A 25,975-nucleotide genomic window follows, 5' to 3' on the forward strand; every position below is an offset into this window, starting at 1 on the left:
CTCAGTCTCCTTGAATATCGGATTCGGATATTGGTTGTGGCTCTGCAATATTTTCAACCACAGTATAATGCAATGTAACTTTTAGTTGATCCGCCTCAACCTCTTTACTCAAAATCTTATCACTTACAATCATAGCATGTTCATCCAATTTTTTCTTTAGTTCTTTTTCGGCCATCTCCTTCGCTACTTTCAGCGCTTGCTTTTCTGTATATTCTCGATTCGCTTCTTCCTCTTCTCTCACAACATCTTTTTCATATGCAATCGGCAGTGTAAAACCAAATAATTTCACATCATGCTTTACACTTTCAGTACGAGAGCGTTTATACTTATCATGCTGAAATCCCCATATTTTTATTTTCGTATCCCCGAATTTAAGAAAATGTTCATTGTATACATTACCAGTATACACTTGGAATTGCGTCTTTAACGGGACATCCACCTTAGATGTATACCACGTTTCGCCATATACAATACCTTTCGCTGAAACAATCGTCGGACTTTCCTCATTACCATATATTCCCGATACGAGAATCTGTCCTTTTTCTACATGATCATTTTTCAGTACAACCGGCTTTCCAACTTCTACAAACGTTTTTGTAATAATCGCTTCTTTTTTTGCTACTAAATTTTGCGGCCTTTGTTCCTTTTCTTTCTTCGGTTCGTTTTTTTCAACAATTTTAAAATGATAAGTCGTTCCCCTTACTTCTAGTCCCGCCCAAGTAATGGCATTAATATTATCTGTCAAATGGCGTTGTACATCTTCTACATTCGGCATTTGAAATTGTAGTTTCCCTTTTTTAATACCCATTTTATCCAATTCTTTCATCAATATATATTCTGTTTCAGGTTTAGCTCCTGTAATTTCAATTTTCCAAACCATATTTGACATTGCAATCACACCAAAAAAGAAAATTAAAAAACCAATTAAAAATCCACTGTTTTTAATTAAACGTTTATTCCAAAAAGGAAAACCATAACGTCCAATAAAATATAATTTACATTCATTTTTTCTATAAATTGGTTTTATTTTTTTCACATCGCGTAACAACATACAAAAAACTAACGTTTCATCAGCTATCTTTTTAACATCCCAAACTAATAAATTCCTCCGTACACATTCATTAACAAACCGTTCCGCTCCTCTACCTTCAATTCGCACTTTTACATATCCAAGCCACTTTATAAACCATTTATTTTTCATTTACCACCTTCACTACCTTTCTAAAAGTAGATATACTACTTTTTATTTGAAGCATTAAAATAGCTCGTACTAAAATAAAACAGAGTAAAACTGTAATCAGTCTCTATCAACGGAACTTTTACAGGATAAAGAAGAAAAACTTCACAAATGGAAGTTTCACTTCAATCACCTTTTTTTTCATTTTCTAAAAATGTTACTTGCTCAATTATCCCCTCGAGTAAAAGCTCTTCTGGAAGAATCGTTTTAATAACAAAGGATTGTCCTTTAATTAATAATTGACCGTGTTTTAAAAGCAATCGCACTTCTTTATCTGAAAACACTAATAACCCCCGATGATTTTCTATATAAATATGTATTTGCCCAACAAGAGTAATCCGAGGTAGATCCATTAATACATCCACTGGTAGGTCTACTTGTTTTGTCAACCAATTTTTCATTTGTTCTAATTTCTTCATCTCGAAAGACCCCCTCTCATCCCATATATATGTATTTCTTCACAAGTGCCTATCGTGTTATAACGACTTCACTAACATAACTATATTCTGTAAGAGTTCATATCATGTTAATTAAAACAGTCGCTATATGAAATCATATTTGTCAGGACAATGATGGATCAGAGGATGTTACCTTTAATAATAGAAGTATTAATACAAGAATATGCGCCCCTACCGGATATCAGTACAAGTTACATTAAGAAATTGAGCCTAGCGAGAAGTGGGAAACTTGAAAAAACCTGTTACAATTCGTTCTGGACGTGACATACTGACCATAGAATAAGTAGTTGTCATTTATTGGACAACTGAGATAAAGTAAAACTATAATCAATCCTCACCAATCGGGCTACCCGTTAATGCGGGATAAAATCAAAAAAAAAGAAAATTTCTTCAATCTGAATGTTACGTTGTAAGTAAGAATATTTTATAGATGGTTGTTATATGAATTTCAAAAAATATTAGGGTTCATTAAAAAATGAATTAATAAATGAGGAAATACGAAAGGAAATCGGCTTTGGTCAAGAAATTTTGAATGTTATAAAACAAGTTACCGACAGTAATATCCAGCCATTTTATGCAACTGATGCAAAATCTAAAATAGTTAGAATCTCTTTCGTTACCTTTGAGGATTATGCTGAAGAGCAAGCTATAAAACTTCAATCCGAGTTTCAGAAGGCTCGGTACTTAGCTTTTATTCGCGAAAGAAGTTTTAGTCAAGGAAGTAAGAATAGGTGTAGAATCGGAATTATACAAGGAAATAATAAATTGAAACTTTAAACTAGAGGGGTTTCTATCACTTACAGAAACGCTTTTTAAGCAATATAGCGTTTCTCCTTAATAAGAACAATAAAAAAACGTCTCATACGAAATGAGACGTTTTTTTATGCTAATAGCTGGATAACCAGCTTATTCACAAGTGATCCGTCTGTTTTACCTTTTACTTTCGGCATAACAGCAGTCATCACCTTACCCATATCTGCTTTAGAAGTCGCACCAACTTCAGAAATAACTTGCTTGATTACATCAACTAGTTCTTCTTCAGTTAATTGCTCTGGCAAATATGCGCTTAAAATCTGAATTTCACTTTGCAGTTTATTAACAAGGTCTTCACGACCAGCTTTTTTAAATTCAAGGAGGGAGTCCTTATACTGTTTTACTTCACGAGCTAAAACTGTTATTTCCTCTTCTTCAGTAAGAGTATGTTGCAGTTTAATACCTTCATTTTGTAAAGCAGCCTTAACCATACGAATAACGGTTAATTTTTCTTTTTGTTTATTCTTCATCGCTTGTTTCATATCATCGTTTAAACGACCGAGAAGACTCATAACTTACACCCTCTCTTAGAATTTACGCTTTCTTGCCGCTTCAGATTTCTTCTTACGTTTTACACTTGGTTTTTCATAAAACTCGCGCTTTCTTGCTTCAGCAAGTGTACCAGTTTTAGAAACCGATCTTTTAAAACGGCGAAGTGCATCCTCCAAAGACTCGTTTTTACGAACGACTGTTTTTGACATTCTCTTTCCCTCCCTCCGAAACATCACACTTACATACTAACTTCAGCATGCAAAAAGAAACACTTCTTCAGCATGTCTTTTACGATTATAATACATTTTATCACTTCAGGTCAACTATTTGGCAGAATAAAAGAAGAATAGAAGCATTTCCTTTTCAAAAGTTATGCAAATAACTAGTATCCTTCACTGATGAAGACAACTATATTTTTATCATTTCATCTTTTTTCATACAGGGATGCATGAAACGCCTCCCCACCTTCTATTACTTAACCGCTTCAAATAAAGAAAGCATGCAAACCGTTTCCGGTTGCACGCTCTTTTTATGCGCTAGCTGATTCTTTTTTCACATCATCTTCAAGAACACGAACAAATTGCGCTTCGTTATATGGATAACCAGCTTTCGTAATTTTCACTTTCACTAGCTTACCAATTAATTCTTCTGATCCTTCAAATACAATTTTCAAGTAGTTATCTGTATAACCTACATATAACCCTTCACGGTCGCCCTCTTTAAATTGCTCTTCCGGAATGATTTCAAGCACTTCACCTTCAAACGCTGATGCGTACTCTTTCGCTAATTGATTAGATAGCTCAATTAAACGATGAACACGATCGTTCTTCACATCTTCAGGAACTTGATCTTCCATGCGCGCTGCAGGTGTTCCTGTACGTTTTGAGTAAGGGAACACATGTAACTCAGAGAAGCGGTTCTCTTTAATGAAATTGTATGTTTCCATGAATTCTTCTTCTGTTTCACCTGGGAAACCAACGATTACGTCAGATGTAATCGCAAGGCCTGGTAACGCTTCTTTCAAACGATCTAAACGCTCTTGGAAGAATTCCATCGTATATTTACGACGCATACGTTTTAATACAGTATTAGAGCCAGATTGCAACGGAATATGCAAGTGGCGTACAACTACTTCAGATTTATCTAACACTTCAATTACTTCATCTGAAATTTGACTCGCTTCAATAGAAGAAATACGAAGACGTTTTAATCCGCCTACTTCCGCTTCCATATCACGAAGTAATCCAGCTAAGTTATAATCTTTTATGTCTTCGCCGTATCCACCTGTATGAATACCCGTTAATACGATTTCTTTATAGCCTGCATCCACTAATTGTTGCGCTTGTTTAATAACTTCTTTTCCATCACGAGAACGCATTAAACCGCGCGCCCAAGGAATGATACAGAATGTACAGAAGTTATTGCAACCCTCTTGTATTTTTAAAGACGCACGTGTACGATCCGTGAAATAAGGTACATCAAGTTCTTCGTACACACGTGTTTTCATAATATTGCGGACAGCATTAATTGGTTGACGCTCTTTACGGAATTCTTCGATGTAACCTAACATCTTTTCACGATCCTGTGTACCAACTACAATATCCACACCCGGGATCGCCATAATTTCAGCTGGAGATGTTTGTGCATAACATCCCGTTACACAAATAACTGCATCTGGATTTTGACGCACAGCACGTCTGATTACTTGACGGCTTTTTTTGTCCCCAGTATTCGTTACTGTACATGTGTTAATAACATATACATCAGCTTTCTTTTCATATTCTGTTCTTTCATAACCACCTTGTTTAAACAATTGCCAAATGGCTTCTGTTTCATAGTGGTTTACTTTACAACCTAACGTATGGAACGCAACAGTTGACATTGATCATCACCCCATCAATTCAAAATGATACGAAGCAGCACTTAACGCGTATAACGGCGCCGTTTCTGTTCTTAAAATTCTTGGTCCTAAACTACATGGTACAAATTTATGTTCACGAAGCGCTGTAATCTCTTCCTCAGCTAAACCGCCTTCTGGGCCAAATACAATCAATAGCTTTTGACCTGGTTTCATTGTCGTTAAAGCTTTCGCAAAATTAGATTTCTCGCCTTGTTTTGCTTCCTCTTCGTAAGCAACAAGACAAGCATCATACTCACCACTCATTGAAAGCAATTGCTTAAATGATGCTGGAGCATGTACTTCTGGAATTTCACTTCTATGTGATTGTTCCGCAGCTTCTTTCACAATTTTTCTTAAACGCTCAACTTTTTTATCAGCTTTTTTCGCATCCCATTTTACGATAGAGCGAGATGCTTGAAATGGTAAGAATGCAGCTGCCCCAAGCTCAGTTCCTTTTTGAAAAATTAACTCTAGCTTGTCTCCTTTTGGCAGTCCACTTGCAATCGTCACGAAAACAGGAAGTTCACTTGACGCCTCTACCCATTCTACAATAGCCGTATTAATAAATTCACTGGTAATTTCATCAATTGAACATACTGCTGTTTTTCCATTTACACAGCAATAAATATGATCACCAGCTGACATACGCATCACTCTTGCGATATGATGTACGTCATCACCTACAATGCGAATACTTGTCTCATTTACATATTTCTCTTCTACAAAATAACGTTGCATATAATCACCTTAGTAGAGTTTCGTTCCTTTCGTAAGTCAACACTTACGAAAAGAACGAAACGTTATCATTTTTCATATAACAAACGGCAAGTCCCTCACCTTATAGTGAGAGACTCCCCTTTTCATTATAGACTAAAATCTATATTACGCATTTCGTGCAATAATTGCTACCCAATCTTCCATTCGTAACACTTCTTCAATTGTAAATCCAGCTTTTTCTAGCGCCTCAGAAATTACTTTTTCCTTCGCAGCAATAATGCCCGATGTAATAAATAATCCACCTGACTTCACAACTCTTGCTGCATCTTCAGGGAATAATAGAATAATTTCTGCTAATAAGTTAGCTACGATTAAATCAACAGGACCTTCAATACCTTCTAAAAGACTATTTTGTCCAACAGACACGATATCATCTGTTTTATTTAAACGTACATTCATTTCTGCACTTTCAACCGCAACCGGATCTAAATCATACGCTTGAACAGAAGACGCACCTAATTTTGCTGCTGCAATACTAAGTACACCAGAACCTGTTCCTACATCAATAATAGCGTCACCTGGCTGTACTGTTTTTTCTAAAGCACGGATACACATCGTTGTTGTTGGATGAGTTCCTGTACCAAACGCCATACCCGGGTCTAATTCAATGATTTTTTCATCAGGAGAAGATGGTGTATATTCTTCCCAAGTCGGTACGATTGTGAATGTATCAGAAATTTGTACTGGATGGTAATATTTTTTCCAAGCAGTAGCCCAATCTTCTTCATTGACTTCGTTAACGGTAATATTTCCAGTACCAATTTCGATGTCGTAAGATGGAAGCACATCAATAGATGATTTTACACCTGCAATCGTTTCATGTAAAGAATCGGTTTGCGGGAAATATGCTTTTATTAATACACCTTCCGCCGGATATTCATCTGGATTCAATGCATAAATTTCACCATATTGTTGCTCGCGCTCTTTCGTTAACTCCGCTGGATCCTCAATCGCAACTCCGCTAGCACCAGCTTCATGTAAAATATGAGAGACAGCTTCTACTGCTTCTTCTGTTGTATGAATACTAATTTCTGACCATTTCACAATTTACCAACTCCATTTTTTATTTCCATTATTCCCCTTTGAAAGCACGTTTAAGCTTTCCGAATAAACTATCATCCTGCTCTTCTTGTCCTGCAAATTCACGTAATAAATCTTTTTGCTGTGAAGTCAATTTCGTCGGTACAACAACACGAACGACTACATATTGATCTCCTTGACCATATCCACGTACGTTCGGAGCACCTTTTCCTTTTAAGCGGAACTCTGTTCCAGTTTGTGTTCCTGCTGGGATTTTCAGCTTCACTTTACCATGAACAGTAGGAACTTCCACTTCAGCACCAAGTGCCATTTGTGCAAATGTTAATGGCATTTCGCAAATAATGTGGTCTCCTTCACGCTCGAAGAATTCATGATTTCTTACATGAACAACAACATATAAGTCTCCTGCTGGTCCGCCATTTACGCCGGCTTCACCTTTTCCAGACACACGAATTTGTTGACCATTATCAATACCCGCTGGAATTTTAACATTAATTTTTTTACGTTTACGAACTTTACCTGAACCGTGACATGTCGTACATTTTTCTTTAATAATTTGTCCAGTTCCTGAACAATGACCACAAGCTTGACGGTTTACGATACGACCAAACGGTGTGTTTTGTTCAACACTCACTTGACCAGAACCTGAACAATGTTTACATGTTTCTTTTGAAGTTCCTGGTTTTGCTCCACTACCTTTACAAGTATCACATGGATCTTCTACTGGAATTTCCACATTTAATTCCTTACCAAAAATAGCTTCTTCAAAATCTAAAGTGACTTGATATTGTAAGTCAGCGCCTTGGCGCGGAGCATTTGGATCACGACGTCTGCCGCCGCCACCGCCAAAGAAAGAACTAAATATATCTTCAAAACCGAAGCCACCACCGAAGTCTCCTCCGCCGCCAAATCCACCGAATCCTTGATTTGCACCAGCATGACCAAATTGATCGTACTGCGCACGCTTTTGATCATCACTTAACACTTCGTATGCTTCTTGTACTTCTTTAAACTTTTCAATTGCATTTTCTTCTTTGCTTACGTCTGGATGGTATTTTTTAGCCAAACGACGATACGCTTTTTTTATTTCATCTGTTGAAGCGCCCTTGCTAAGTCCAAGGACCTCATAATAGTCTCGTTTACTCATAAATTTACAACCCCCGAATCTTTCACATAAACGTAATTTTAACACCGAAAGAAAGTGCTTTGCAACAAAGTTTCCTCACTTACAGTATGCAAAGCGAAAAACTTAAGATCCTCACACATCGCTTCTCATTCGTGAAAAAAGCCAAAGTCAAGGCACGCTTGACTTTGACTTTTTGTCATCTTACTTATTATGTTTACAGTTGAATTACTTGTCTTCTTTTACTTCTTCAAACTCAGCGTCAACTACATTGTCTTTCTTCGCGCCAGCGTCTTGTGCACCTTGCGCACCTTCTGCTTGACCAGCAGCTGCTTGAGCTTGCTCGTATAATTTAACAGTTAATTGTTGTACGATTTCTTGTAAAGCATCTTTTTTCACACGAATTTCTTCAAGCTCGTTTTTCTCGATTGCAGCTTGTAATGCTTCTTTCGCTTCTGTTGCTTTTGCAACTTCAGCTGCATCTACTTTACCTTCTAAATCTTTTACAACTTTGTCTGTTTGGAATACAAGTTGGTCAGCTTCATTACGAAGTTCAACTTCTTCCTTACGTTTTTGGTCAGCGTCAGCATTTGCTTCCGCTTCTTGTACCATACGTTCTACTTCTTCATCAGAAAGACCTGAAGAAGATTGGATTGTAATAGCTTGCTCTTTGCTTGTTCCTAAGTCTTTCGCACGTACGTTAACGATACCGTTCGCATCAATATCGAATGTTACTTCGATTTGTGGAATACCACGTGGTGCTGGTGGAAGGTCAGTTAATTGGAAACGACCTAACGTTTTGTTGTCAGCTGACATCGGACGCTCACCTTGTAATACGTGAATGTCTACTGCTGGTTGATTATCAGCAGCTGTCGAGAATACTTGTGACTTACTTGTTGGAATTGTAGTGTTACGCTCGATTAATTTCGTGAACACGCCACCCATAGTTTCAATACCTAAAGAAAGTGGAGTTACGTCTAATAATAGAACGCCTTCTACATCACCAGTAAGTACGCCACCTTGAACTGCAGCACCTAATGCTACAACTTCATCAGGGTTTACACCTTTATATGGCTCTTTACCAGTTTCACGTTTAATAGCTTCTTGTACAGCTGGGATACGAGTAGATCCACCAACAAGAATAACTTTATCTAATTCGCTTGGAGCAAAACCAGCGTCTTTTAATGCACGACGAGTTGGCTCTAATGTTCTTTCAACAAGACCTGCTGAAAGCTCTTCGAATTTCGCTCTTGTTAACGTTAATTCTAAGTGTAATGGACCAGCAGCTCCAGCACTAATGAATGGTAATGAAATTTGAGTTTGTGTTACACCAGAAAGATCTTTTTTCGCTTTTTCAGCTGCATCTTTCAAGCGTTGAAGCGCCATTTTATCTTGGCTTAAATCAATGTTATTTTCTTTTTTGAACTCAGCTACTAAGTGATCGATGATAACTTGGTCAAAGTCATCGCCACCAAGACGGTTGTCACCAGCAGTTGAAATAACTTCGAATGTGCCGTCTGCTAACTCAAGGATAGATACGTCAAATGTACCGCCACCTAAGTCATATACTAAGATTTTTTGTTCTTCGTCTTGTTTTTCTAAACCGTAAGCAAGTGCTGCTGCTGTTGGCTCGTTAATGATACGCTCAACTTCTAAACCAGCGATACGACCAGCATCTTTCGTTGCTTGACGCTCTGCATCGTTGAAGTATGCAGGTACTGTAATAACAGCTTTCGTTACTGTTTCACCTAAGTATGCTTCAGCAGAAGCTTTTAAATTTTGTAAAATGATTGCAGAAATTTCTTGAGGTGTATAATCTTTACCTTCAACTTCTACTTTGTAGTCTGTACCCATATGACGTTTAACAGACATGATTGTATTTGGGTTTGTAATTGCTTGGCGCTTTGCAACTTCCCCAACTTGACGTTCTTCATTTTTGAAAGCTACAACAGAAGGTGTTGTACGGTTCCCTTCTGGATTTGGGATAACCTTTGGTTCTCCACCTTCCATAACAGCTACACAAGAGTTTGTTGTACCTAAGTCAATACCGATAATTTTACTCATGGCGAATCCTCCTAGTTTTATGTAAATTATTGATTTACTTTTACCATTGATGGGCGAATCACACGGTCTTTTAATTTATAACCTTTTTGGAATTCTTCCACAACCGCGTTTGATTCAAATTCACTATCTTCCACTTGCATAATAGCTTGGTGTTCATTAGGATCAAACTGTTTACCAACAGCTTCAATCACTTCCACACCTTCTTTAGTCAGCGCTTCTAACAATTGACGATGCACCATCTCCATACCTTGTAACAATGATTTCGTTTGCTCATCAGTCGCTTCCACTTGCATTGCTCTTTCAAAATTATCAAGAGCTGGCAAGATGTCTGAAACTAGACTTTGTGCTCTATATTTTTCAGCAGCCTGTTTATCCATTTGGACACGGCGCTTATAATTTTCAAAATCAGCTTGTAGACGTAATGTGCGACCTTCCGTTTCCGTTAGTTTCGCTTGTAACTCATCTACTTTTTCTTGTAAAAGAGCAGCCTCACTTTTTTCTTCTACAGTTTCTTCACTGTTTTCTGGCGTGACAGCTTCTTCAACTTGCGCTTCTTTTACTTCTTCTACCACTTGTTCGTTACGCTCTTCCACAATATTCACCTCCTTAAAAGGTATTAGGTATCATGCATAGCATGATTACCTAATCATTATATATTACACACAGCAATGAAAATTTCATCACTTGAGCGAATGTATTACTCTCATTTAATTTTTAAGCCCATCAGTAAATTGTCTCGTAAATAACTGTAACAAACTAATTACACGAGAATATTGCATTCTCGTAGGACCTAAAATAGCAATTGTTCCAAGTTGCTCTTCGCCGATCGAATATGTTGCAGAAATTAAACTACAATCCTCCATAGCCGTCGAAGAGTTTTCCCTACCAATTTTCACTTGAATCCCGACTTGTTTATGACGCAAAATGTCATAAAATTCGGCTTCATTATCAATCATGGTAAGTAAAGATCTAACCTTTTGAATGTCATGGAACTCTGGCTGCGAAAGCATATTTGCTTTTCCTCCAAAGTATATCTTTTCCGATAACGGAACTTGAAATGTACCATCCAACATTTTTATTGCACTATCGTAATTATGAACATACCCACGTAAAACTGTAACAATTTCCTTAAAGATTTTATTATGAAGTTCTTCCATCGGTACGCCAGATAGCTTTTCATTTAAAATATTAACCATTTTTTCTAAATCTGATAAATCAACAGATTCCGGAACGGTAATCGTTTTACTTTGTACATGCCCTGTATCGGTTACAATAATAGCGACTGCAGTTTGACGATCAAGCGGCACAATTTGTACATTTTTAAGTTTATTTGTACTTAACTTCGGTCCAAGAACAATTGCCGTATAATTCGTAAGTTCTGATAAAATTTGAGCAGATTGCTGTGCAATTTTTTCCGCTTCAAAAATTCTTTCAGCAAATAAATCTTTAATTTGTACAATTTCAGCGTTCGGTAAGTTTTGCGGCGCTAAAAGATGGTCTACATAAAATCGGTAGCCTTTCTCAGAAGGAACACGTCCAGAAGAACTGTGCGTTTTTTCAATAAAACCTAATTCTTCTAAGTCCGCCATTTCATTTCGAATAGTAGCTGAACTAAATGTGATTTCATCTTTTTTAGCCAACGTTCTAGACCCAACGGGCTGCGCTGATCCAATAAAGTCATCAATAATTGTTTGTAAAATTAAGAGCTGACGTTCCGTAAGCATCTCATCATCACCTCTGTTAGCACTCTTTGTCTTTGAGTGCTAAATCTATTAATAACTTACCAAAATTGACATTCAATTGTCAACGGAAACGTCACGAAATAATGAAACTTTTTCACGCCTATGGAACATTTAATTAGTCAATCAAAAATGATTGGAATACTTCATTCCCTAATAATTTTCCTTTTCGCGTTAAACGCACATGTCCATCTTCCTCTTCAAGCAATCCCTGCTCTTGGTTGCTTTGTAACTGCTTCGCGAAAACTTGATCCATCTCTACATTAAATTTATTGCGGAACGCCGTTTTAGAAACACCTTTTGTTTTTCGAAGCCCTAAGAACAGCTCTTCTTCCATTCTTTCTTTCTCCGTCACTTTGTGAACATCTAAATACGGAAATCCTGTTTCATCAATTTTATTAAAATATTGCTTCAGAGGACCAACATTTTGAATACGTTCTCCGTTCACATAACTATGAGCTCCAGCTCCAAATCCATAATACTCTTCATTATTCCAGTATGTGAGATTATGTCTACTTTTATTGTCACCTTTTGAGAAATTACTAATTTCATACTGGTTATAACCGTGTTTCTCCATTTCATCCATTACTATTTCATACATTTTCGCTTCATGGTCTTCACCCGGAAGACGTAATTTCCCTTTGTTCATTAAGTTATAAAACACTGTTTTTGGCTCCACAATTAATGAATATGCCGAGAAATGTTGTACACCAAGCGTAAAAGCAATATCTAATGTTTCTTTTACATCTTCTATCGTCTGTCCTGGCAAAGCATAAATAATATCTACATTAATATTTTTAAAGCCTACTTCCTGTGCCTCTCGAATCGCGAGGAATGCATCTTCCCTCGTATGCTTGCGCCCGATCTTCTCAAGAAGTTCATCACGGAACGTTTGCACACCAAAACTAATTCGATTTACTCCACCTTCTAGCAGTACATTTAGCTTCTCTTTCGGTAAATCTCCTGGATTCGCTTCAAATGTTAATTCACAATTCGGGGCGAACGGACGCAAATGACGATTAATAATCTCGAGTAATTTTTTTGTCTGTTCCATATTTAACGCTGTCGGAGTTCCCCCACCCACAAAAATCGTTTTCATACTATCAAATGGAACTTTTTGAACCGTATTTATTATTTCCTTCTCTAAATAATCTAAATATTGATCAACCGGTTGGCGTTCAATAAACACTTTATTAAAATCACAATAGTGACAAATGTGCTGACAAAATGGAATATGAATGTATGCAGCTTGTACCAAATATAACTCCTACCTTTCTAAAAAGAAAACCTCCGCACTCCGGAGGGTTCTCTACTTCTCTAACGTATTACGAATTTGTTCCATTCGCATTTTTCCCCAATCATACATCATTTCAACGATCGGTAAAAGTGACATGCCTAGTTCCGTCATATAATACTCAACGCGAGGAGGAATTTCGGGATATACTGTCCGATCAACAATCCCATCTTCCATTAACTCTTTTAATTGGTTCGACAAAACTTTATGAGAAATGCTTGGGAATAACCGTTGTAATTCACTGAAACGATGCGGCCCTTCCACACCAAGATGCCACAGTATCACAACTTTCCACTTTCCACTAATAATAGAAAGCGTCAATTCCTTTTCACAATTAAAATTACCATTTTGTATTTTATCTTGAATATCTTTTCGAATATTTTCGGACATTAACAATCTCCTAACTCTATATGAACTAAAAAGCTCTCTCATTATTGTAAATGAGAGCTGCTCAGATGTCTAAAAAGTAATTATACAGAAAAAAGAAGCCGCACAAACGACTTCTTTTTTATTTCAAATATTAGTTGTCATCCATTTTCAGTACAGCCATGAATGCCTCTTGCGGTACTTCTACAGAGCCAACAGACTTCATACGTTTTTTACCTTCTTTTTGCTTATCAAGAAGTTTACGCTTACGAGAAATGTCACCGCCGTAACATTTTGCAAGTACGTTTTTACGCATCGCTTTAATTGTAGAACGTGCTACAACTTTATTTCCGATAGTCGCCTGAATTGGCACTTCGAACTGTTGTCTCGGAATTAATTCTTTTAATTTCTCTACGATTACTTTACCACGGTCATACGCTGAATCACGGTGTACGATAAATGATAAAGCATCCACTTGTTCATTATTTAAAAGAATATCCATTTTCACAAGTTTAGATGGCTTATAGCCAATTAACTCGTAGTCAAATGATGCATACCCTTTCGTATTTGATTTCAATTGATCGAAGAAGTCATATACGATTTCTGATAACGGGATTTCATATGTTAATGTAACACGCGTTTCATCTAAATATTGCATATCAATAAACGTTCCACGTTTACCTTGGCAAATCTCCATTACAGCTCCAACATAGTCATTCGGAACCATAATTGAAGCCTTCACAAACGGCTCTTCTACACGATCGATAGACTGTGGATCTGGCATATTAGATGGGTTATCAACAATAACATCTTCACCGTTAGTTAAATAAACTTTATAAATAACGCTTGGCGCTGTTGTAATTAAGTCAATCTTAAATTCACGTTCAATACGTTCTTGAATGATTTCCATGTGAAGAAGCCCTAAGAAACCACAACGGAAACCAAATCCTAGCGCTTGAGATGTTTCTGGTTCAAACTCAAGAGCAGAATCGTTTAACTCTAATTTTTCTAATGCATCACGTAAATCGTTATAACGAGCAGAGTCAATTGGATACAGACCACAGAATACCATCGGGTTTAACTTACGGTAACCTGCTAACGGCTCTGCAGCTGGACGTTTCGCATGTGTAATCGTATCACCAACACGTGTGTCACCAACATTTTTAATCGATGCTGCTAAGAAACCTACATCACCTACTGTTAACTCGTCACGTTGCGTAGTTTTCGGTGTAAATACACCTACTTCTGTTACTTCAAATTCTTTACCCGTTGCCATCATACGTACTTTATCGCCAACTTTTACTGTTCCATTTACAACACGAATATAAGCAATTACACCGCGGTACGGATCATATAAAGAGTCGAAAATCATACATTGTAATGGCTCTTCTGAATCACCCGACGGAGCTGGTACTTTTTCAACAATTTGTTCTAAAATTTCTTCAATACCAATTCCAGCTTTCGCAGAAGCAAGTACCGCTTCTGATGCATCTAAACCAATTACATCTTCTACCTCTTGACGTACACGTTCTGGATCCGCACTCGGTAAGTCGATTTTATTAATAACTGGTAAAATTTCTAAATTATTATCAAGCGCTAAGTATACGTTTGCTAACGTTTGCGCTTCAATACCTTGCGCTGCATCTACTACAAGAATCGCGCCTTCACAAGCCGCTAAACTACGAGATACTTCGTACGTAAAGTCGACGTGTCCTGGTGTATCAATTAAATGAAGAATATACTCTTCACCATCTTTTGCTTTATAGTTTAATTGTACTGCGTTTAATTTGATTGTAATACCACGCTCACGCTCTAAATCCATAGAGTCAAGCAACTGAGCTTTCATTTCACGTTGTGTTAACGCGTTTGTTTTCTCTAAAATACGGTCTGCTAACGTTGATTTTCCGTGGTCAATATGAGCAATAATAGAGAAATTACGAATTTTTGACTGTCTTTTTGCTCTTTCTTCTTTATTCATCTATGTTCTCAACTCCTAATAGTCTCGCCAATATACACTAGCACTGATTATATCAATAGAGCAACAAAGATTCAATGAAAACTCGTGCTGCTTACGATACAAATCATTCTATCTATATCTTATGCGAATAAACCATAAGAGACAAACCCTTTTCAAATTTTAAAACGGCTGTCTTACAAACCAGTAAAACAACCGCCTCCCATGTTACTCTTAGCTAAAAATTCCTTTTATTTTCCCAACAACGATATCCGTTCCGAACTTCGTCATTTCATAAGCTACACTTGCTACTGCCATCCCAATTCCTTCTACAACATTAAAACTTCTTAAACGTTCTAACTGTTGTTGTTTTTCTGAGGCCGAAAACGAGCTACCCAAAATTTCTGATTCAGCACCTGTACTTTCTGTCCCTGTCATATGAGCTATTTGTTCATATGACAGTTGCTGATAGCCTTTCATACTTTTCAAACCATGATTAGCAAGTGCCACTCCTGCTATCATCATAAGTAAACATAAAGCCACACTACATATACACAAAAGCGTAAAGCGACTCAAACGATAATCATCTGTTCCCCTCAATGTGTATATGCTCCCGTATTATCTTGATCAATTTGATGATGCAGCGCCGCATTTAAACCACTCGCTATTACATTCGCCATATCCTCAATAAAAGTATCTACTTCTTTTGGGGTTACCATTAAATTATGACCAAGAGGAGATAGCACTTCATAAATCAGCCTTCTTTTTTCTTCTTCTTCCAACGTGCCAACAGCACCTAAAAACATATTTCTGCTCTTTTCATCCGGCATATCTTCTTCCGTTAATTTTTTCTTTTCTCCAAATGAAAATCCCGCTGGTAACAAAGAGCGTGAAGGTTTATTTCCTTCTTTCATCTCTCGGCCGAAATGTTTCAAAATAAAATCAATCGTATCACTTGTAATCGAAACAGCATCGACCACAGTCGGAACACCAATCGCGATTACAGGGATACCTAATGTGTCTTTACTTAGTTCTTTACGTTTATTCCCAACCCCCGATCCGGGATGAATTCCAGTATCAGAAATTTGTATCGTGCTATTTACTCGTTCAATAGAACGGGCAGCTAATGCGTCAATCGCAATTACAAAGTCCGGGTTCGTCTTCTCAATAATCCCATAAATAACATCGCTCGTTTCGATCCCTGTAATTCCCATTACCCCCGGCCGAATTGCACTAACAGGCCTAAACCCTTCTTCTACACTTTCAGGCTGTAATTGAAACAAATGTCTCGTTACTAATACATTTTCTACAACTATCGGTCCAAGAGCATCTGGTGTTACATTCCAATTCCCAAGACCTACAATTAAACAGCTTGCTTCTTTTGTAACGCCAACCTCTTCTAAGAAATTAGAAAATTCTTTTGCAAAAATACGCTCCACTTTTTGTTGAAGTTCTGTATCTTGCTGACGTATACCTTGAACTTCAAGCGTTAAATAATTTCCAGGCTTTTTACCCATTGCTTCAGAGGCAGCTTCATCAATTGTTACTTTTGTAATTATAGTCCCCTCTTCTTCTCTCTCTTTTACAATAACTCCCTGTATCCCTTTTTGTTCCTCTTGGCTTTCTTGCAACATTTGATGGGCTTCTACAGCAAGGTCAGTTCTAATGCTATATTTACTTAAATCTAATGGTTCTTTCATCGTATCTCCTCCGTAATTCATAGTAAATATCGTTAGATTTCCCAAAGTTATATAAGGTCATTCTTTCCTTTACGTGAAATTTCATGGATATACTATTGCAATTCTCTTCACCGTTTGATAGAATATCACTTGTTCTATGTAAGAATCGAGTCATTCGATTGCACCAGGGAGGTGAAAAGTATGGCAAACATCAAATCTGCTATCAAACGCGCTAAACTTAGCGAAGAGCGTCGTGCACATAACGCTTCTATCAAGTCTGACATGCGTTCTGCTGTTAAAACTGTAGAAGCTTTAGTTACTAATAACGATCTTGAAAATGCTAAAGAAGCTTTCAAAACTGCTTCTAAAAAACTTGACAAAGCAGCTCGTAAAGGTCTTATCCACCAAAACGCTGCAGCTCGTCAAAAATCTCGCTTAGCGAAACAAGTAAACGCGTAAGGCGTTTAAAAAACGATCCATTTGGATCGTTTTTTATATACAAAAAAGTTCATGTACTTAGTACATGAACTTTTTTGTGTCATCACATATGATTTAATCGCATTAAGAAAAACTCGAGCACAAGTTTCTTATCCATCTTTCCCGTCTTCATACTATAATCAGCTTCCGCTAATTCTATAATCACTTTTTTTAATTCTTCAAAAGAGAAAAACTTCGTTTGATTCATTGCCAACTTCACGCGATACGGATGTACACCAATATGAGACGCAATTTGATTTTGTCCATAACCACGTTGCTGTAGCTCTTTCACTTGATACAACAAGCGGAATTGACTCACTAATAACGCAAGCAATTTAATCGGCTCTTCCTGCTGCGTAAATAATCCATCCAAAATTTGCATTGCACCTGCAATATCTTTTTTCACCACTTTTTCTGTCAAAGCGAATACATTTTGCTCAACGGATTTTGGTACAAGCTCTGCAACAAGTTTCGTCGTAATCTCTTCACCCATACCAACGTATAACGTTAACTTGTCCATTTCCTTCGCCAACATTGTTACATTACTTCCCACAAGCTCTAGCAACAAACTAACAGCCGTGTTATCAATATGCACATGCACTTCATCTGCACGAGCAACAATCCACTTCTGAACATCCTGTATTTGCATCGCATTTGCTTCTACTACATCTGCTGTTTTCTTTAATAGTTTTGTAATTTTTTTTCGCTCATCAAGTTTTTCGTAAGGCGCAACAAAAACAAGAATAGAAAATGGAGAAGGTTCACCAATGTATTCTTCTAAAATTTTTATATTTTGCTCTAACTTTTCTTTTTGCGAAGTCAAAAATAGCGGTGATTTTATTAACAGTACTTTCCGTTCTCCGAAGAAAGGAAGCGTACGCGCATCCTCAACCACATCTTCTAAATACGCTTCTTCTAAATCGTATGTCACAACATTAAACTCTCGATCTTCTTCTTCAAGTGCTTCTGTCGTAATAAGCTTTATCGTTTCATTTATAAAAAAAGCTTCCGTTCCATATAGTAAATATAACGGAGCAAACTGTTTCTTTTTAATTTTTTTATGTATATCACTCATACTTTTTCCTACTCCCTAACTTGGCAATATATATTTATACTAATGCCCTAGCTTTTGTTTTACAAGTACAAAGGAACAGGCTTTATAACCCGTCCCTTTATTTATATTAAACGCCACGCAATAAGCCCCGGGTTTCTTATTGGTGTGCGGTAATCACCTTCCCTTTATTATTCGCAATAAAAATTTGAGTATAAGTGCCAACTGTTAACATGCTTGGAAACGAAAAACTCACATTACTTCATGATTTAAAAGTAGCAAAAAAGCTCGTTTTCTCTTCATATGGAAATTGTAGATTTTTTTCTGACAATATTTTATACTAAAGTGGAATGTTGGGGAGGGATTCTAAATGAATGATTTTGAACAAAACGTTCAAAGTAAACGCAATGACGCTATTGATTCAGGGGTAGGATTTATCGTCTCATTTGGTTTTTTCGCAACACTTTTCATCATTGCAACTGTTATTAAATTTATCGGTTCTTAAAGACTGCCACTTCATGGCAGTCTTCTCTTTTTCATCTATTATGTGTTTTATCATATGTGATTTTACTTTTAAAGGTTCCATTTTCCCCTTTAAAAACATAGGAAATAGCACCTTGCTTGTCCGTGCGCCATATCGCACTCCCCATCTTCTCAAAACGCTCTATCACTTCTTTATGCGGGTGTCCATACCTATTCTGCTTACCAACAGATATAATCGCTACACGAGGCTGTATGACGTTCAAAAAAGGCTCTATAGATGACGTATCACTCCCATGATGAGCAACTTTTAAAACATCCACTTGTAAATCTGGATATGCCTCTACTAAAATCTTTTCCCCTTCTTCTTCCAAATCGCCTGTAAATAGCCACTTCAACCCTCCAAATTTTGCCCATATTACAATTGAAGCGTTATTTTCGCTTTTTTCTTTTCCTTTTGGAGCTAAAACGGAAAATTCCGCTTCATTTACACTCCAACTCGCCCCTTCCCCCACTTCAGTTATTTTCATTTCCTTTTCTAATGCCTGTTTCTTGACTACTTTTTCTAATACTGCATCTTTTCCCTTTCGGCCAAATACCACTTCTTTTACAGGTATATATGATAATAATTCTTGCGCAGCACCTATATGATCTGCATCTCCATGCGTTACGATTAATTTATCAATTGTTTTAATACCTTCTTTTTGTAAAAAGGGTATTAAAACATCATTCCCAACAGAAAATTCATGCTTTTTTTGTTGCCATTCTTCCTTATTCACACGAAGCGTTCCACCTGTATCAATAAGATAAATCCCTTTATCATACGGAAGGCGAATTAATATTGCATCACCTTGTCCAACATCAATAAATGTTACACTTCCGCTTCCTCTAAAATATGGATATACATAATGACATGTGCTAATAAAAATAAATACACTCGCAACTATACAAACCATTTTTTTCAGCGCTCTTCTTTCCCAAACCATCAATATACTGACAATACTCGCGCAATATACAGCTACAAGATTGAAGGGCGTTTCCCCGAAGATAAGCTGGGTAAATGGTAAACTTTCACAATAACTTAGAAAATCATTAGACATACTCAAGCCTATTGATAATACATCCGCAAATCCTTTTGCGAGAAACGGGACAATTGGCATACACAGTAAAATAATAATGCTACATGGTAATACAATGATAGATAAAAACGGAACGTATAAGAGATTGAGGAGAATGCTATATGGAGAAAAATAACCAAAGTGATATAACAAAATCGGAGTACTAACGAGCTGTGAAATGATAGAAATATAAATAGAATTTCGGATTACTCCGTTGCTACTCCCTAACAATAACGGAGCAGACAAAAGTAAAGCGAAGCTACCTACAAAAGAAAACTGAAATCCAATATTAAAAACAAGATAAGGGTCATATATAAGCATACATATAGCTGTTACACTTAAAGCATCTAAACTAGATAAACGAATCGAGCACATAAAAGCAATCAACATCAAAACCCCTGTTATAGAAGCTCTTATAACAGAGGGTGAAGCCCCTGCTAAAACCATATACAAAGGAATACAAATGATAAGGCAAATTGTTGCTACCTCCCTCGTCGCACCGCTTCTTAGCAAAATAAAATATACTATCACCATCAACAATACAATGTGTGAACCTGAAATTGCTAACAAATGTACAAGACCAAATTGTTGATATTGCTCTTCCACTTCAAACGTCATTTGTTGTCTATCACCAAAGAGTAATGCATTCATAAAAGCACCTGATTGCTCTGGAAACATTTCTGTAACTTTCGAGATTGCTTGTTGCCTTAAAAGAAGAATCCATTGCGTGAGCGACAATGATGTTTTATAGCATTCAGAAATATATGTAGCCTCAAATGTGAAATGAATATGTTGCTTGTATAAATAATCACGGTAATTAAAACCATGAAAATTCCGAGCTGTTTCCGGTTCTTTCCTCTCACCCTCGAATACACATGATATCCCTGCGTATAATTGTTGCATTTTTTTCTTTTCCAAAGCTGATTTTATTCTATAACTTAACTGCACTATATTTTTATTCTGATCTTCAAATTGAAAAGATAGGCGATCCCCATTAACAAGCGGTGTGTTTTGTATAACCCCTCTTGTAACTGCATAGGGCTTCCCTAGAGGCTTATTCCATACTTGAACATAGGAAGTGTATATAACGCTACTAAAGCACGCTACAATACAAAAAATGAAGGTTTTACGCGAAGTGCGATATAAACAGAAGAAAACATTTAAAAAGAGGCAAAAAACTATCAATAAAAGTGACGAGGAAAAGGCAATTGCAATCCCTATTATAAACGAGATTGCAACATACCCCCATTGTTCTTGCAACTTATACTCACTCCTTATAGCATCATTTTTGCTTTCGTGAATACATGCTGTAATTCTTCCATTGATAAATTATCTTTTTCTAAAGACACAAATAATTCTTTCAACTCTGTATAACGTTTTTGATCCTCTAATGCAGCAATATCATATTCTAGCGGAACGTGTTTCACTGTTACATTCGCTTGTTCAAATAACTCTATGGCGTATGGATGATTTTTATAATCCTGCGCATAATAAACCGCTGTAATACCACTTTGAATAATTGCCTTACAACATTGTAAACAAGGGAAATGCGTAACGTAAATTTCTGCTTCCTCTGTTTTCGCACCAAACTTGGCACATTGTAATAAAGCATTCATTTCGGCATGAATTGTCCGAACACAATGATTATCGATTACGTAACAACCATCATCTATACAATGTACGCCACCTTTAATTGAACCATTATATCCACCAGCAATAATTCGTTTATCGCGAACGATTGTCGCTCCTACCGCAAGCCTTGTACATGTACTACGCAAAGATAGTAGATGGCTTTGCGTCATAAAATATTGATCCCATGAAATTCGTTCCATATTTTTCACCTACTTTTTTGTCTACTTGTAGTGTAGCGAAAGAAGAAAAACTTCGTCAATCTTTTACGGAATAATAATTTGATCTTTTATCTTTTCAAGAGACTTCGCACCAATCCCATCAATCTCTAATAAATCTTCTATTTTCTGAAACGGACCATGTTCTTCTCGATATTTCAAAATACTTTCTGCCTTTCGAGAGCCAATCCCTGTAATTTTTTCTAGTTGTTCTTTCGCCGCTGTATTTATTCGAATCTTGCCATCTTCCTTAGAAGAAGTAAGCACCCCTTGTTCTGATTCATTTTTACTCGGTATATAAAGAAGCATTTGATCTTGTACAATTTGTGCTAAATTCACTTTTTTCATATCTACTTCTGATAAAAAACCACCAGCCTTTTGAACCGCATCCTTTACGCGATCTCCTTCCTTCATTTCATATACCCCTTCTTTACTAACCGCTCCTTTCACATCAATTATAATTGTTCTTTTCTGTTCCTTTGTATCCGATATTTTCGGTTTACCCTTTTTTTCGATCTCCTTCTCTTGTACATTCATTGTAATAGGCATTCGTTCTACACTCTGATTCGTTTTCCAAAAAACAAGAAAAAGTAAAGTTCCAATAATAGCTACTAAACCTAACCACTTTTTCGGAAAATCCCACATCATTTTACACCTCTAATCATAAATTTATAACATCATTCATATTGTTTAGGAGAAAGCTGTTACGAAGGAGGGATGAAACTTTGAACATAGGAATTATAGGGACAGGAAACATGGGGAATATACTAATCGATGCATTTTTAGAAACCCGTGCTGTCAAACCTTCGTGCCTTACAATCATTAATCGGACGCCTGCAAAAGCATATCATATAAAAGAAAAATACCCTTCTGTTCATATAGCAAAAACAATCCCGGAAGTAATCGAACAATCACAACTTATTTTTATTTGTGTCAAGCCGATAGATATATACCCTATCCTAAAAAAATACGCTGAACATTTTTCTGATGAAACGTGCTTAGTTTCTATTACAAGTCCAATATCTCCATCACAATTAGAGACTCTCGTACCTTGCCACGTCGCGCGTATCATTCCAAGTATCACAAATCGCGCGCTCTCTGGCGCCTCACTATTTACATTTGGAGATAATTGCTCTGAAGAATGGCAACAAAAACTACTTCGTCTATTCAAAAACATTTCTACACCTCTTGTAATAGAAGAAGATATAACGCGCGTTTCATCTGATATAGCAAGTTGCGGTCCTGCTTTCTTTAGTTATTTACTACAATGCTTCATTAACGCCGCTGTAGATAAAACAAATATTACACACGAAGAGGCTACTACTTTAGTAAGTGAAATGGTCGTGGGGATGGGGAAATTACTTGAAAAAGAAATCTTCACATTACCTACCTTACAAGAAAAGGTTTGCGTGAAAGGCGGCGTTACTGGGGAAGGCATTCGGGTTTTAGAAGAGCACGTTGGAGATATGTTCCATAAGTTAATCGAGCGAACACATGAAAAATTTGATGAAGATTTAGAATGCGTTGATCAGCAATTCAATAAACACACATAATAAATACGTCATTTTCATTCCAAATCCTTTTTATAAATACTTACTTTTTTACAATACATTTTCACTTCAACTACTATTCCCACACTTTACGCATACAATCTTCAGATTATGCTAGAACTAAAAATACATCTTCTTTATAAAACAAAAGCAACCTTCTCGGTTGCTTTTGTTTTATCCGTTTTTCTTCGCCATGAAGAAAATACGCTCTGTTTGTTCTGTAACTTCAAGTCGCTCAAAATCACCTGTTACACGAAGCACTGTAAAACCTGCTTCTTCAAGCCATTTCGTTAACTCTTCCACTTGATATGCACGTTGCACGTGACATTCGTCAAACCGATGGTACACATCTTCTTCCGGATCTTGAACAAAGAATGTTAAATCATGCTCTACACTATTTGATTCTTCACCAGGGAAGCAATTCCAAATAAGAGATATTTCTTCTCCATTCACTGTATACGTTTCATTTTGAAATACATGATGTATTTTATATAAAGAATGTACATCAAATAAAAACAAACCATCTTGACGTAAATGATGAAATACTCTTCTAAATGTTTCTTGTACTCCATCTTCTTGCAATACATAATTTAATGAATCACAAAAGATGGTTACACAATCAAACTCACCTGGAACATCAAGCTCTCGCATGTCTTGTTGATAAAAAGGAATAAAGTATCCCTCTCCTCCTAGTTTTTGCTGAGCGACTGTTAACATTTCTTCTGAAAGATCGACACCTATTAAATCGTAACCCTTTTGCACAAGCGGCAGGGTTACATTACCTGTACCGCATGCTACATCAAGAATTTTTGCCTCTTTCATATCTGCCTGCTGTAAACTTTCCTCTGTAAATTCCACCCATTTATCATAAGGGACATCATTCATTAGTTCGTCGTACAACAATGCAAATTGTTCGTATTTCATTGGCCTAACTCTTCTGTAATATCTTCACGTGGCACATCGCCCCATAGACGCTCTAAATTATAGTGATTACGCTCATCTTTATGGAATACATGAGCAACTACATCTCCAAGATCAACTAATACCCAACGTGCTTCGTCAAACCCTTCCATACGTTGTACGTCGATTTGGAACTCATGTGCTTTTGATTTAATTTCACGTGCAATTGCTTGCACTTGTTTGTCTGAATTCCCGTGACAAATAATGAAATAATCTGCAATTGGTGAAATACCTTGCATATTTAGGACAACCATATCTTCTGCTCTCTTATCATCAGCTGCTTTTGCCGCTAATACTAATAAATCTTTATCGTTCATTTACTCATTTCCTCCTTGATAACTGCATTGTATGTTTGGAATGTTAATGGATAAATCGTCTGATCTTTTTCCATTAAAAATTGAATTGTTCTCTTTAACGCAAATAATAAAGCTTGATTTATATCCGTATATGCGAGTTTACGAGCCTCTTCCACTCCTGGAAACTTTCGCCCAGGTTCAATGTAATCAGCTACATAAATCACTTTATCTAACATCGTCATATTCTCATGACCACTTGTATGATATGTAATAGCTTGCAAAATTTCAGAATCCGTAATGCCTACTTCTTTTTCTACTAAGTATGCCCCAACAGGTGCATGCCATAACTCTTTGTTATAGCAAAGTAAATCTTTCGGCAAATCTTCACGTTTAATAATCTCTTCCATCTCTGAAATTGCTCTACATTTCGCATAATCATGGAATATAGCTGCCATCTCTGCTTTTTTTTCGTCCACACCGTATAACTTAGCAAGCTCAATCGCTGTCTCCATTACACCAATTGTGTGTATATAACGTTTTTCATGCATTTGTTGTTTGACAATATGCAGTGCATTCTCACGATTCATACAACCCATTCCTCTCGATATATACCTGTACTTTTTCGGGAAGTAAATATTTACACGTTTTCTTCTCCTTATATCTCTCACGTAATAAAGATGAAGAAACTGCAAATTCCGGAATTTCCACTGTAGTAATCTTATATGGTGTATGCAATGTATACCCAGGTCTTGCAACTCCAACAAACGTTACAAGATTAAATAAAGCTTCAATGTTATACCACTTCGGTAAATACTCAACCATATCCCCACCAATAATAAAGTGAAACTGCACATCCGGATACTTCTTCGTCAATTGTAACATAGTGTCATACGTATAAGATGGGCCCTTCCTACTTAGCTCTTCTAAACAAATAGAAAAGTGCTCTTCTGCCTCAGTCGCGAGCTCTAACATATGTAAACGACTTTCTACACTTGTAATATTCCGCCCTTGTTTATGTGGCGGAATCTGGTTTGGCAAGAACCATACTTCTTCCAAGTTCAAAGCGTGATATACTTCATTTGCAATTAGCAAATGTCCATAGTGAGGCGGATCAAATGTACCGCCAATGATGCCAATTTTTCTCAAAAGAAACGCCCCTTCCTTTTACATACAGCAACTCTCCTCGGTTAGGAATGAAGAGAGTTGCTATTAATAAAAGTTCAATTGGTTTCGCTCTCTACATCATTACGCATAAACGA

27 protein-coding genes are annotated in these 25,975 nt (G+C 36.8%); 3 read left to right on the top strand and 24 right to left on the bottom strand.

What is annotated here, in order from left to right; translation table 11 throughout:
* Nucleotide 1 precedes the first annotated feature (1 nt).
* The 16 genes from yqfD to gpr form a co-directional block, all read right to left on the bottom strand.
* A complete protein-coding gene (gene yqfD, locus V7S45_RS21110) occupies nt 2–1,201 on the bottom strand; it encodes a sporulation protein YqfD (RefSeq protein WP_000792498.1) in 1,200 nt (399 codons plus the stop codon).
* A 161-nt stretch (nt 1,202–1,362) separates the two neighbouring features.
* Entirely contained in the window at nt 1,363–1,656 is a 294-nt protein-coding gene (yqfC, locus tag V7S45_RS21115; RefSeq protein WP_000732269.1) for a sporulation protein YqfC, read from the bottom strand.
* A gap of 920 nt (nt 1,657–2,576) precedes the next feature.
* On the bottom strand, nt 2,577–3,020 hold the full coding sequence (locus tag V7S45_RS21120; RefSeq protein ID WP_000054562.1) for a GatB/YqeY domain-containing protein: 444 nt from the start codon (nt 3,018–3,020) through the stop codon (nt 2,577–2,579).
* Nucleotides 3,021–3,035: 15 nt separating this feature from the next.
* Nucleotides 3,036–3,209 carry a 30S ribosomal protein S21 gene (gene rpsU, locus V7S45_RS21125; protein ID WP_000048061.1) on the bottom strand — a complete coding sequence of 58 codons (174 nt, stop codon included), beginning with the start codon at nt 3,207–3,209 and terminating at the stop codon, nt 3,036–3,038.
* Nucleotides 3,210–3,529: 320 nt separating this feature from the next.
* Nucleotides 3,530–4,882 carry a tRNA (N(6)-L-threonylcarbamoyladenosine(37)-C(2))-methylthiotransferase MtaB gene (gene mtaB, locus V7S45_RS21130; RefSeq protein WP_000108680.1) on the bottom strand — a complete coding sequence of 451 codons (1,353 nt, stop codon included), beginning with the start codon at nt 4,880–4,882 and terminating at the stop codon, nt 3,530–3,532.
* Between the two features lie 6 nt (nt 4,883–4,888).
* Entirely contained in the window at nt 4,889–5,638 is a 750-nt protein-coding gene (locus tag V7S45_RS21135) for a 16S rRNA (uracil(1498)-N(3))-methyltransferase (protein ID WP_001190154.1), read from the bottom strand.
* Between the two features lie 144 nt (nt 5,639–5,782).
* Nucleotides 5,783–6,721: a 50S ribosomal protein L11 methyltransferase gene (prmA, locus tag V7S45_RS21140; protein ID WP_000872097.1), complete on the bottom strand. Its 939-nt coding sequence runs from the start codon at nt 6,719–6,721 to the stop codon at nt 5,783–5,785.
* Nucleotides 6,722–6,749: 28 nt separating this feature from the next.
* Complete coding sequence (dnaJ, locus tag V7S45_RS21145) at nt 6,750–7,865, bottom strand: chaperone protein DnaJ (RefSeq protein WP_000043946.1); 1,116 nt, start codon at nt 7,863–7,865, stop codon at nt 6,750–6,752.
* A gap of 204 nt (nt 7,866–8,069) precedes the next feature.
* Nucleotides 8,070–9,905, bottom strand: a complete 1,836-nt coding sequence (dnaK, locus tag V7S45_RS21150) for a chaperone protein DnaK (protein WP_025687679.1) — start codon at nt 9,903–9,905, stop codon at nt 8,070–8,072.
* 26 nt (nt 9,906–9,931) lie between these two features.
* Complete coding sequence (gene grpE / locus V7S45_RS21155; RefSeq protein WP_000392711.1) at nt 9,932–10,498, bottom strand: nucleotide exchange factor GrpE; 567 nt, start codon at nt 10,496–10,498, stop codon at nt 9,932–9,934.
* A gap of 114 nt (nt 10,499–10,612) precedes the next feature.
* The gene (hrcA, locus tag V7S45_RS21160) at nt 10,613–11,629 is read right to left on the bottom strand and encodes a heat-inducible transcriptional repressor HrcA (RefSeq protein ID WP_089607636.1); all 1,017 of its coding nucleotides are present in this window, start codon (nt 11,627–11,629) and stop codon (nt 10,613–10,615) included.
* Between the two features lie 133 nt (nt 11,630–11,762).
* The gene (gene hemW, locus V7S45_RS21165; RefSeq protein WP_000249433.1) at nt 11,763–12,902 is read right to left on the bottom strand and encodes a radical SAM family heme chaperone HemW; all 1,140 of its coding nucleotides are present in this window, start codon (nt 12,900–12,902) and stop codon (nt 11,763–11,765) included.
* A gap of 51 nt (nt 12,903–12,953) precedes the next feature.
* Nucleotides 12,954–13,328 carry a helix-turn-helix domain-containing protein gene (locus tag V7S45_RS21170; protein WP_001293539.1) on the bottom strand — a complete coding sequence of 125 codons (375 nt, stop codon included), beginning with the start codon at nt 13,326–13,328 and terminating at the stop codon, nt 12,954–12,956.
* Between the two features lie 130 nt (nt 13,329–13,458).
* Nucleotides 13,459–15,282: an elongation factor 4 gene (gene lepA, locus V7S45_RS21175; protein ID WP_001030951.1), complete on the bottom strand. Its 1,824-nt coding sequence runs from the start codon at nt 15,280–15,282 to the stop codon at nt 13,459–13,461.
* A gap of 210 nt (nt 15,283–15,492) precedes the next feature.
* A complete protein-coding gene (locus V7S45_RS21180; RefSeq protein WP_001215037.1) occupies nt 15,493–15,858 on the bottom strand; it encodes a YqxA family protein in 366 nt (121 codons plus the stop codon).
* Nucleotides 15,855–16,958, bottom strand: coding sequence for a GPR endopeptidase (gene gpr, locus V7S45_RS21185; protein WP_000662618.1), 1,104 nt, complete (start codon nt 16,956–16,958; stop codon nt 15,855–15,857). Before gpr ends, V7S45_RS21180 begins: the two co-directional genes overlap by 4 nt.
* A gap of 180 nt (nt 16,959–17,138) precedes the next feature.
* On the opposite strand from gpr, the gene rpsT reads away from it, so the two are divergent.
* Entirely contained in the window at nt 17,139–17,396 is a 258-nt protein-coding gene (gene rpsT / locus V7S45_RS21190; RefSeq protein WP_001274011.1) for a 30S ribosomal protein S20, read from the top strand.
* An 82-nt stretch (nt 17,397–17,478) separates the two neighbouring features.
* On the opposite strand, the gene holA is transcribed toward rpsT, so the two are convergent.
* Entirely contained in the window at nt 17,479–18,489 is a 1,011-nt protein-coding gene (gene holA / locus V7S45_RS21195; RefSeq protein ID WP_025687678.1) for a DNA polymerase III subunit delta, read from the bottom strand.
* Nucleotides 18,490–18,835: 346 nt separating this feature from the next.
* On the opposite strand from holA, the gene V7S45_RS21200 reads away from it, so the two are divergent.
* Nucleotides 18,836–18,970, top strand: a complete 135-nt coding sequence (locus V7S45_RS21200; protein ID WP_000997609.1) for a YqzM family protein — start codon at nt 18,836–18,838, stop codon at nt 18,968–18,970.
* Between the two features lie 31 nt (nt 18,971–19,001).
* Here the strand turns inward: V7S45_RS21200 and V7S45_RS21205 are convergent, their stop codons facing one another.
* The 3 genes from V7S45_RS21205 to V7S45_RS21215 all read right to left on the bottom strand — a co-directional run bounded on the left by V7S45_RS21205 (nt 19,002) and on the right by V7S45_RS21215 (nt 22,558).
* Entirely contained in the window at nt 19,002–21,323 is a 2,322-nt protein-coding gene (locus tag V7S45_RS21205) for a DNA internalization-related competence protein ComEC/Rec2 (RefSeq protein WP_342761465.1), read from the bottom strand.
* Between the two features lie 14 nt (nt 21,324–21,337).
* Nucleotides 21,338–21,895 (bottom strand): ComE operon protein 2, encoded by a 558-nt coding sequence (locus tag V7S45_RS21210; RefSeq protein WP_000439770.1) that lies wholly within the window; start codon nt 21,893–21,895, stop codon nt 21,338–21,340.
* Between the two features lie 63 nt (nt 21,896–21,958).
* Nucleotides 21,959–22,558 carry a helix-hairpin-helix domain-containing protein gene (locus V7S45_RS21215; RefSeq protein WP_000989932.1) on the bottom strand — a complete coding sequence of 200 codons (600 nt, stop codon included), beginning with the start codon at nt 22,556–22,558 and terminating at the stop codon, nt 21,959–21,961.
* Between the two features lie 77 nt (nt 22,559–22,635).
* On the opposite strand from V7S45_RS21215, the gene comER reads away from it, so the two are divergent.
* Nucleotides 22,636–23,463 carry a late competence protein ComER gene (gene comER / locus V7S45_RS21220; RefSeq protein ID WP_001020554.1) on the top strand — a complete coding sequence of 276 codons (828 nt, stop codon included), beginning with the start codon at nt 22,636–22,638 and terminating at the stop codon, nt 23,461–23,463.
* A 171-nt stretch (nt 23,464–23,634) separates the two neighbouring features.
* Here the strand turns inward: comER and V7S45_RS21225 are convergent, their stop codons facing one another.
* From V7S45_RS21225 to nadD, 4 genes are read right to left on the bottom strand one after another with little or no spacing between them, the layout of a single operon-like run.
* Nucleotides 23,635–24,384: a class I SAM-dependent methyltransferase gene (locus tag V7S45_RS21225; protein ID WP_000873069.1), complete on the bottom strand. Its 750-nt coding sequence runs from the start codon at nt 24,382–24,384 to the stop codon at nt 23,635–23,637.
* Nucleotides 24,381–24,737: a ribosome silencing factor gene (gene rsfS / locus V7S45_RS21230; protein WP_000998173.1), complete on the bottom strand. Its 357-nt coding sequence runs from the start codon at nt 24,735–24,737 to the stop codon at nt 24,381–24,383. Before rsfS ends, V7S45_RS21225 begins: the two co-directional genes overlap by 4 nt.
* Nucleotides 24,734–25,303, bottom strand: a complete 570-nt coding sequence (gene yqeK, locus V7S45_RS21235; protein ID WP_001078477.1) for a bis(5'-nucleosyl)-tetraphosphatase (symmetrical) YqeK — start codon at nt 25,301–25,303, stop codon at nt 24,734–24,736. The genes rsfS and yqeK overlap by 4 nt, the downstream gene beginning before the upstream one ends.
* Nucleotides 25,293–25,862, bottom strand: coding sequence for a nicotinate-nucleotide adenylyltransferase (nadD, locus tag V7S45_RS21240; RefSeq protein WP_001226046.1), 570 nt, complete (start codon nt 25,860–25,862; stop codon nt 25,293–25,295). The genes yqeK and nadD overlap by 11 nt, the downstream gene beginning before the upstream one ends.
* Nucleotides 25,863–25,975 lie beyond the last annotated feature (113 nt).

Origin of the sequence: Bacillus sp. BR3(2024), from assembly GCF_039134555.1 — a bacterium.
Taxonomy (GTDB): domain Bacteria; phylum Bacillota; class Bacilli; order Bacillales; family Bacillaceae_G; genus Bacillus_A; species Bacillus_A cereus.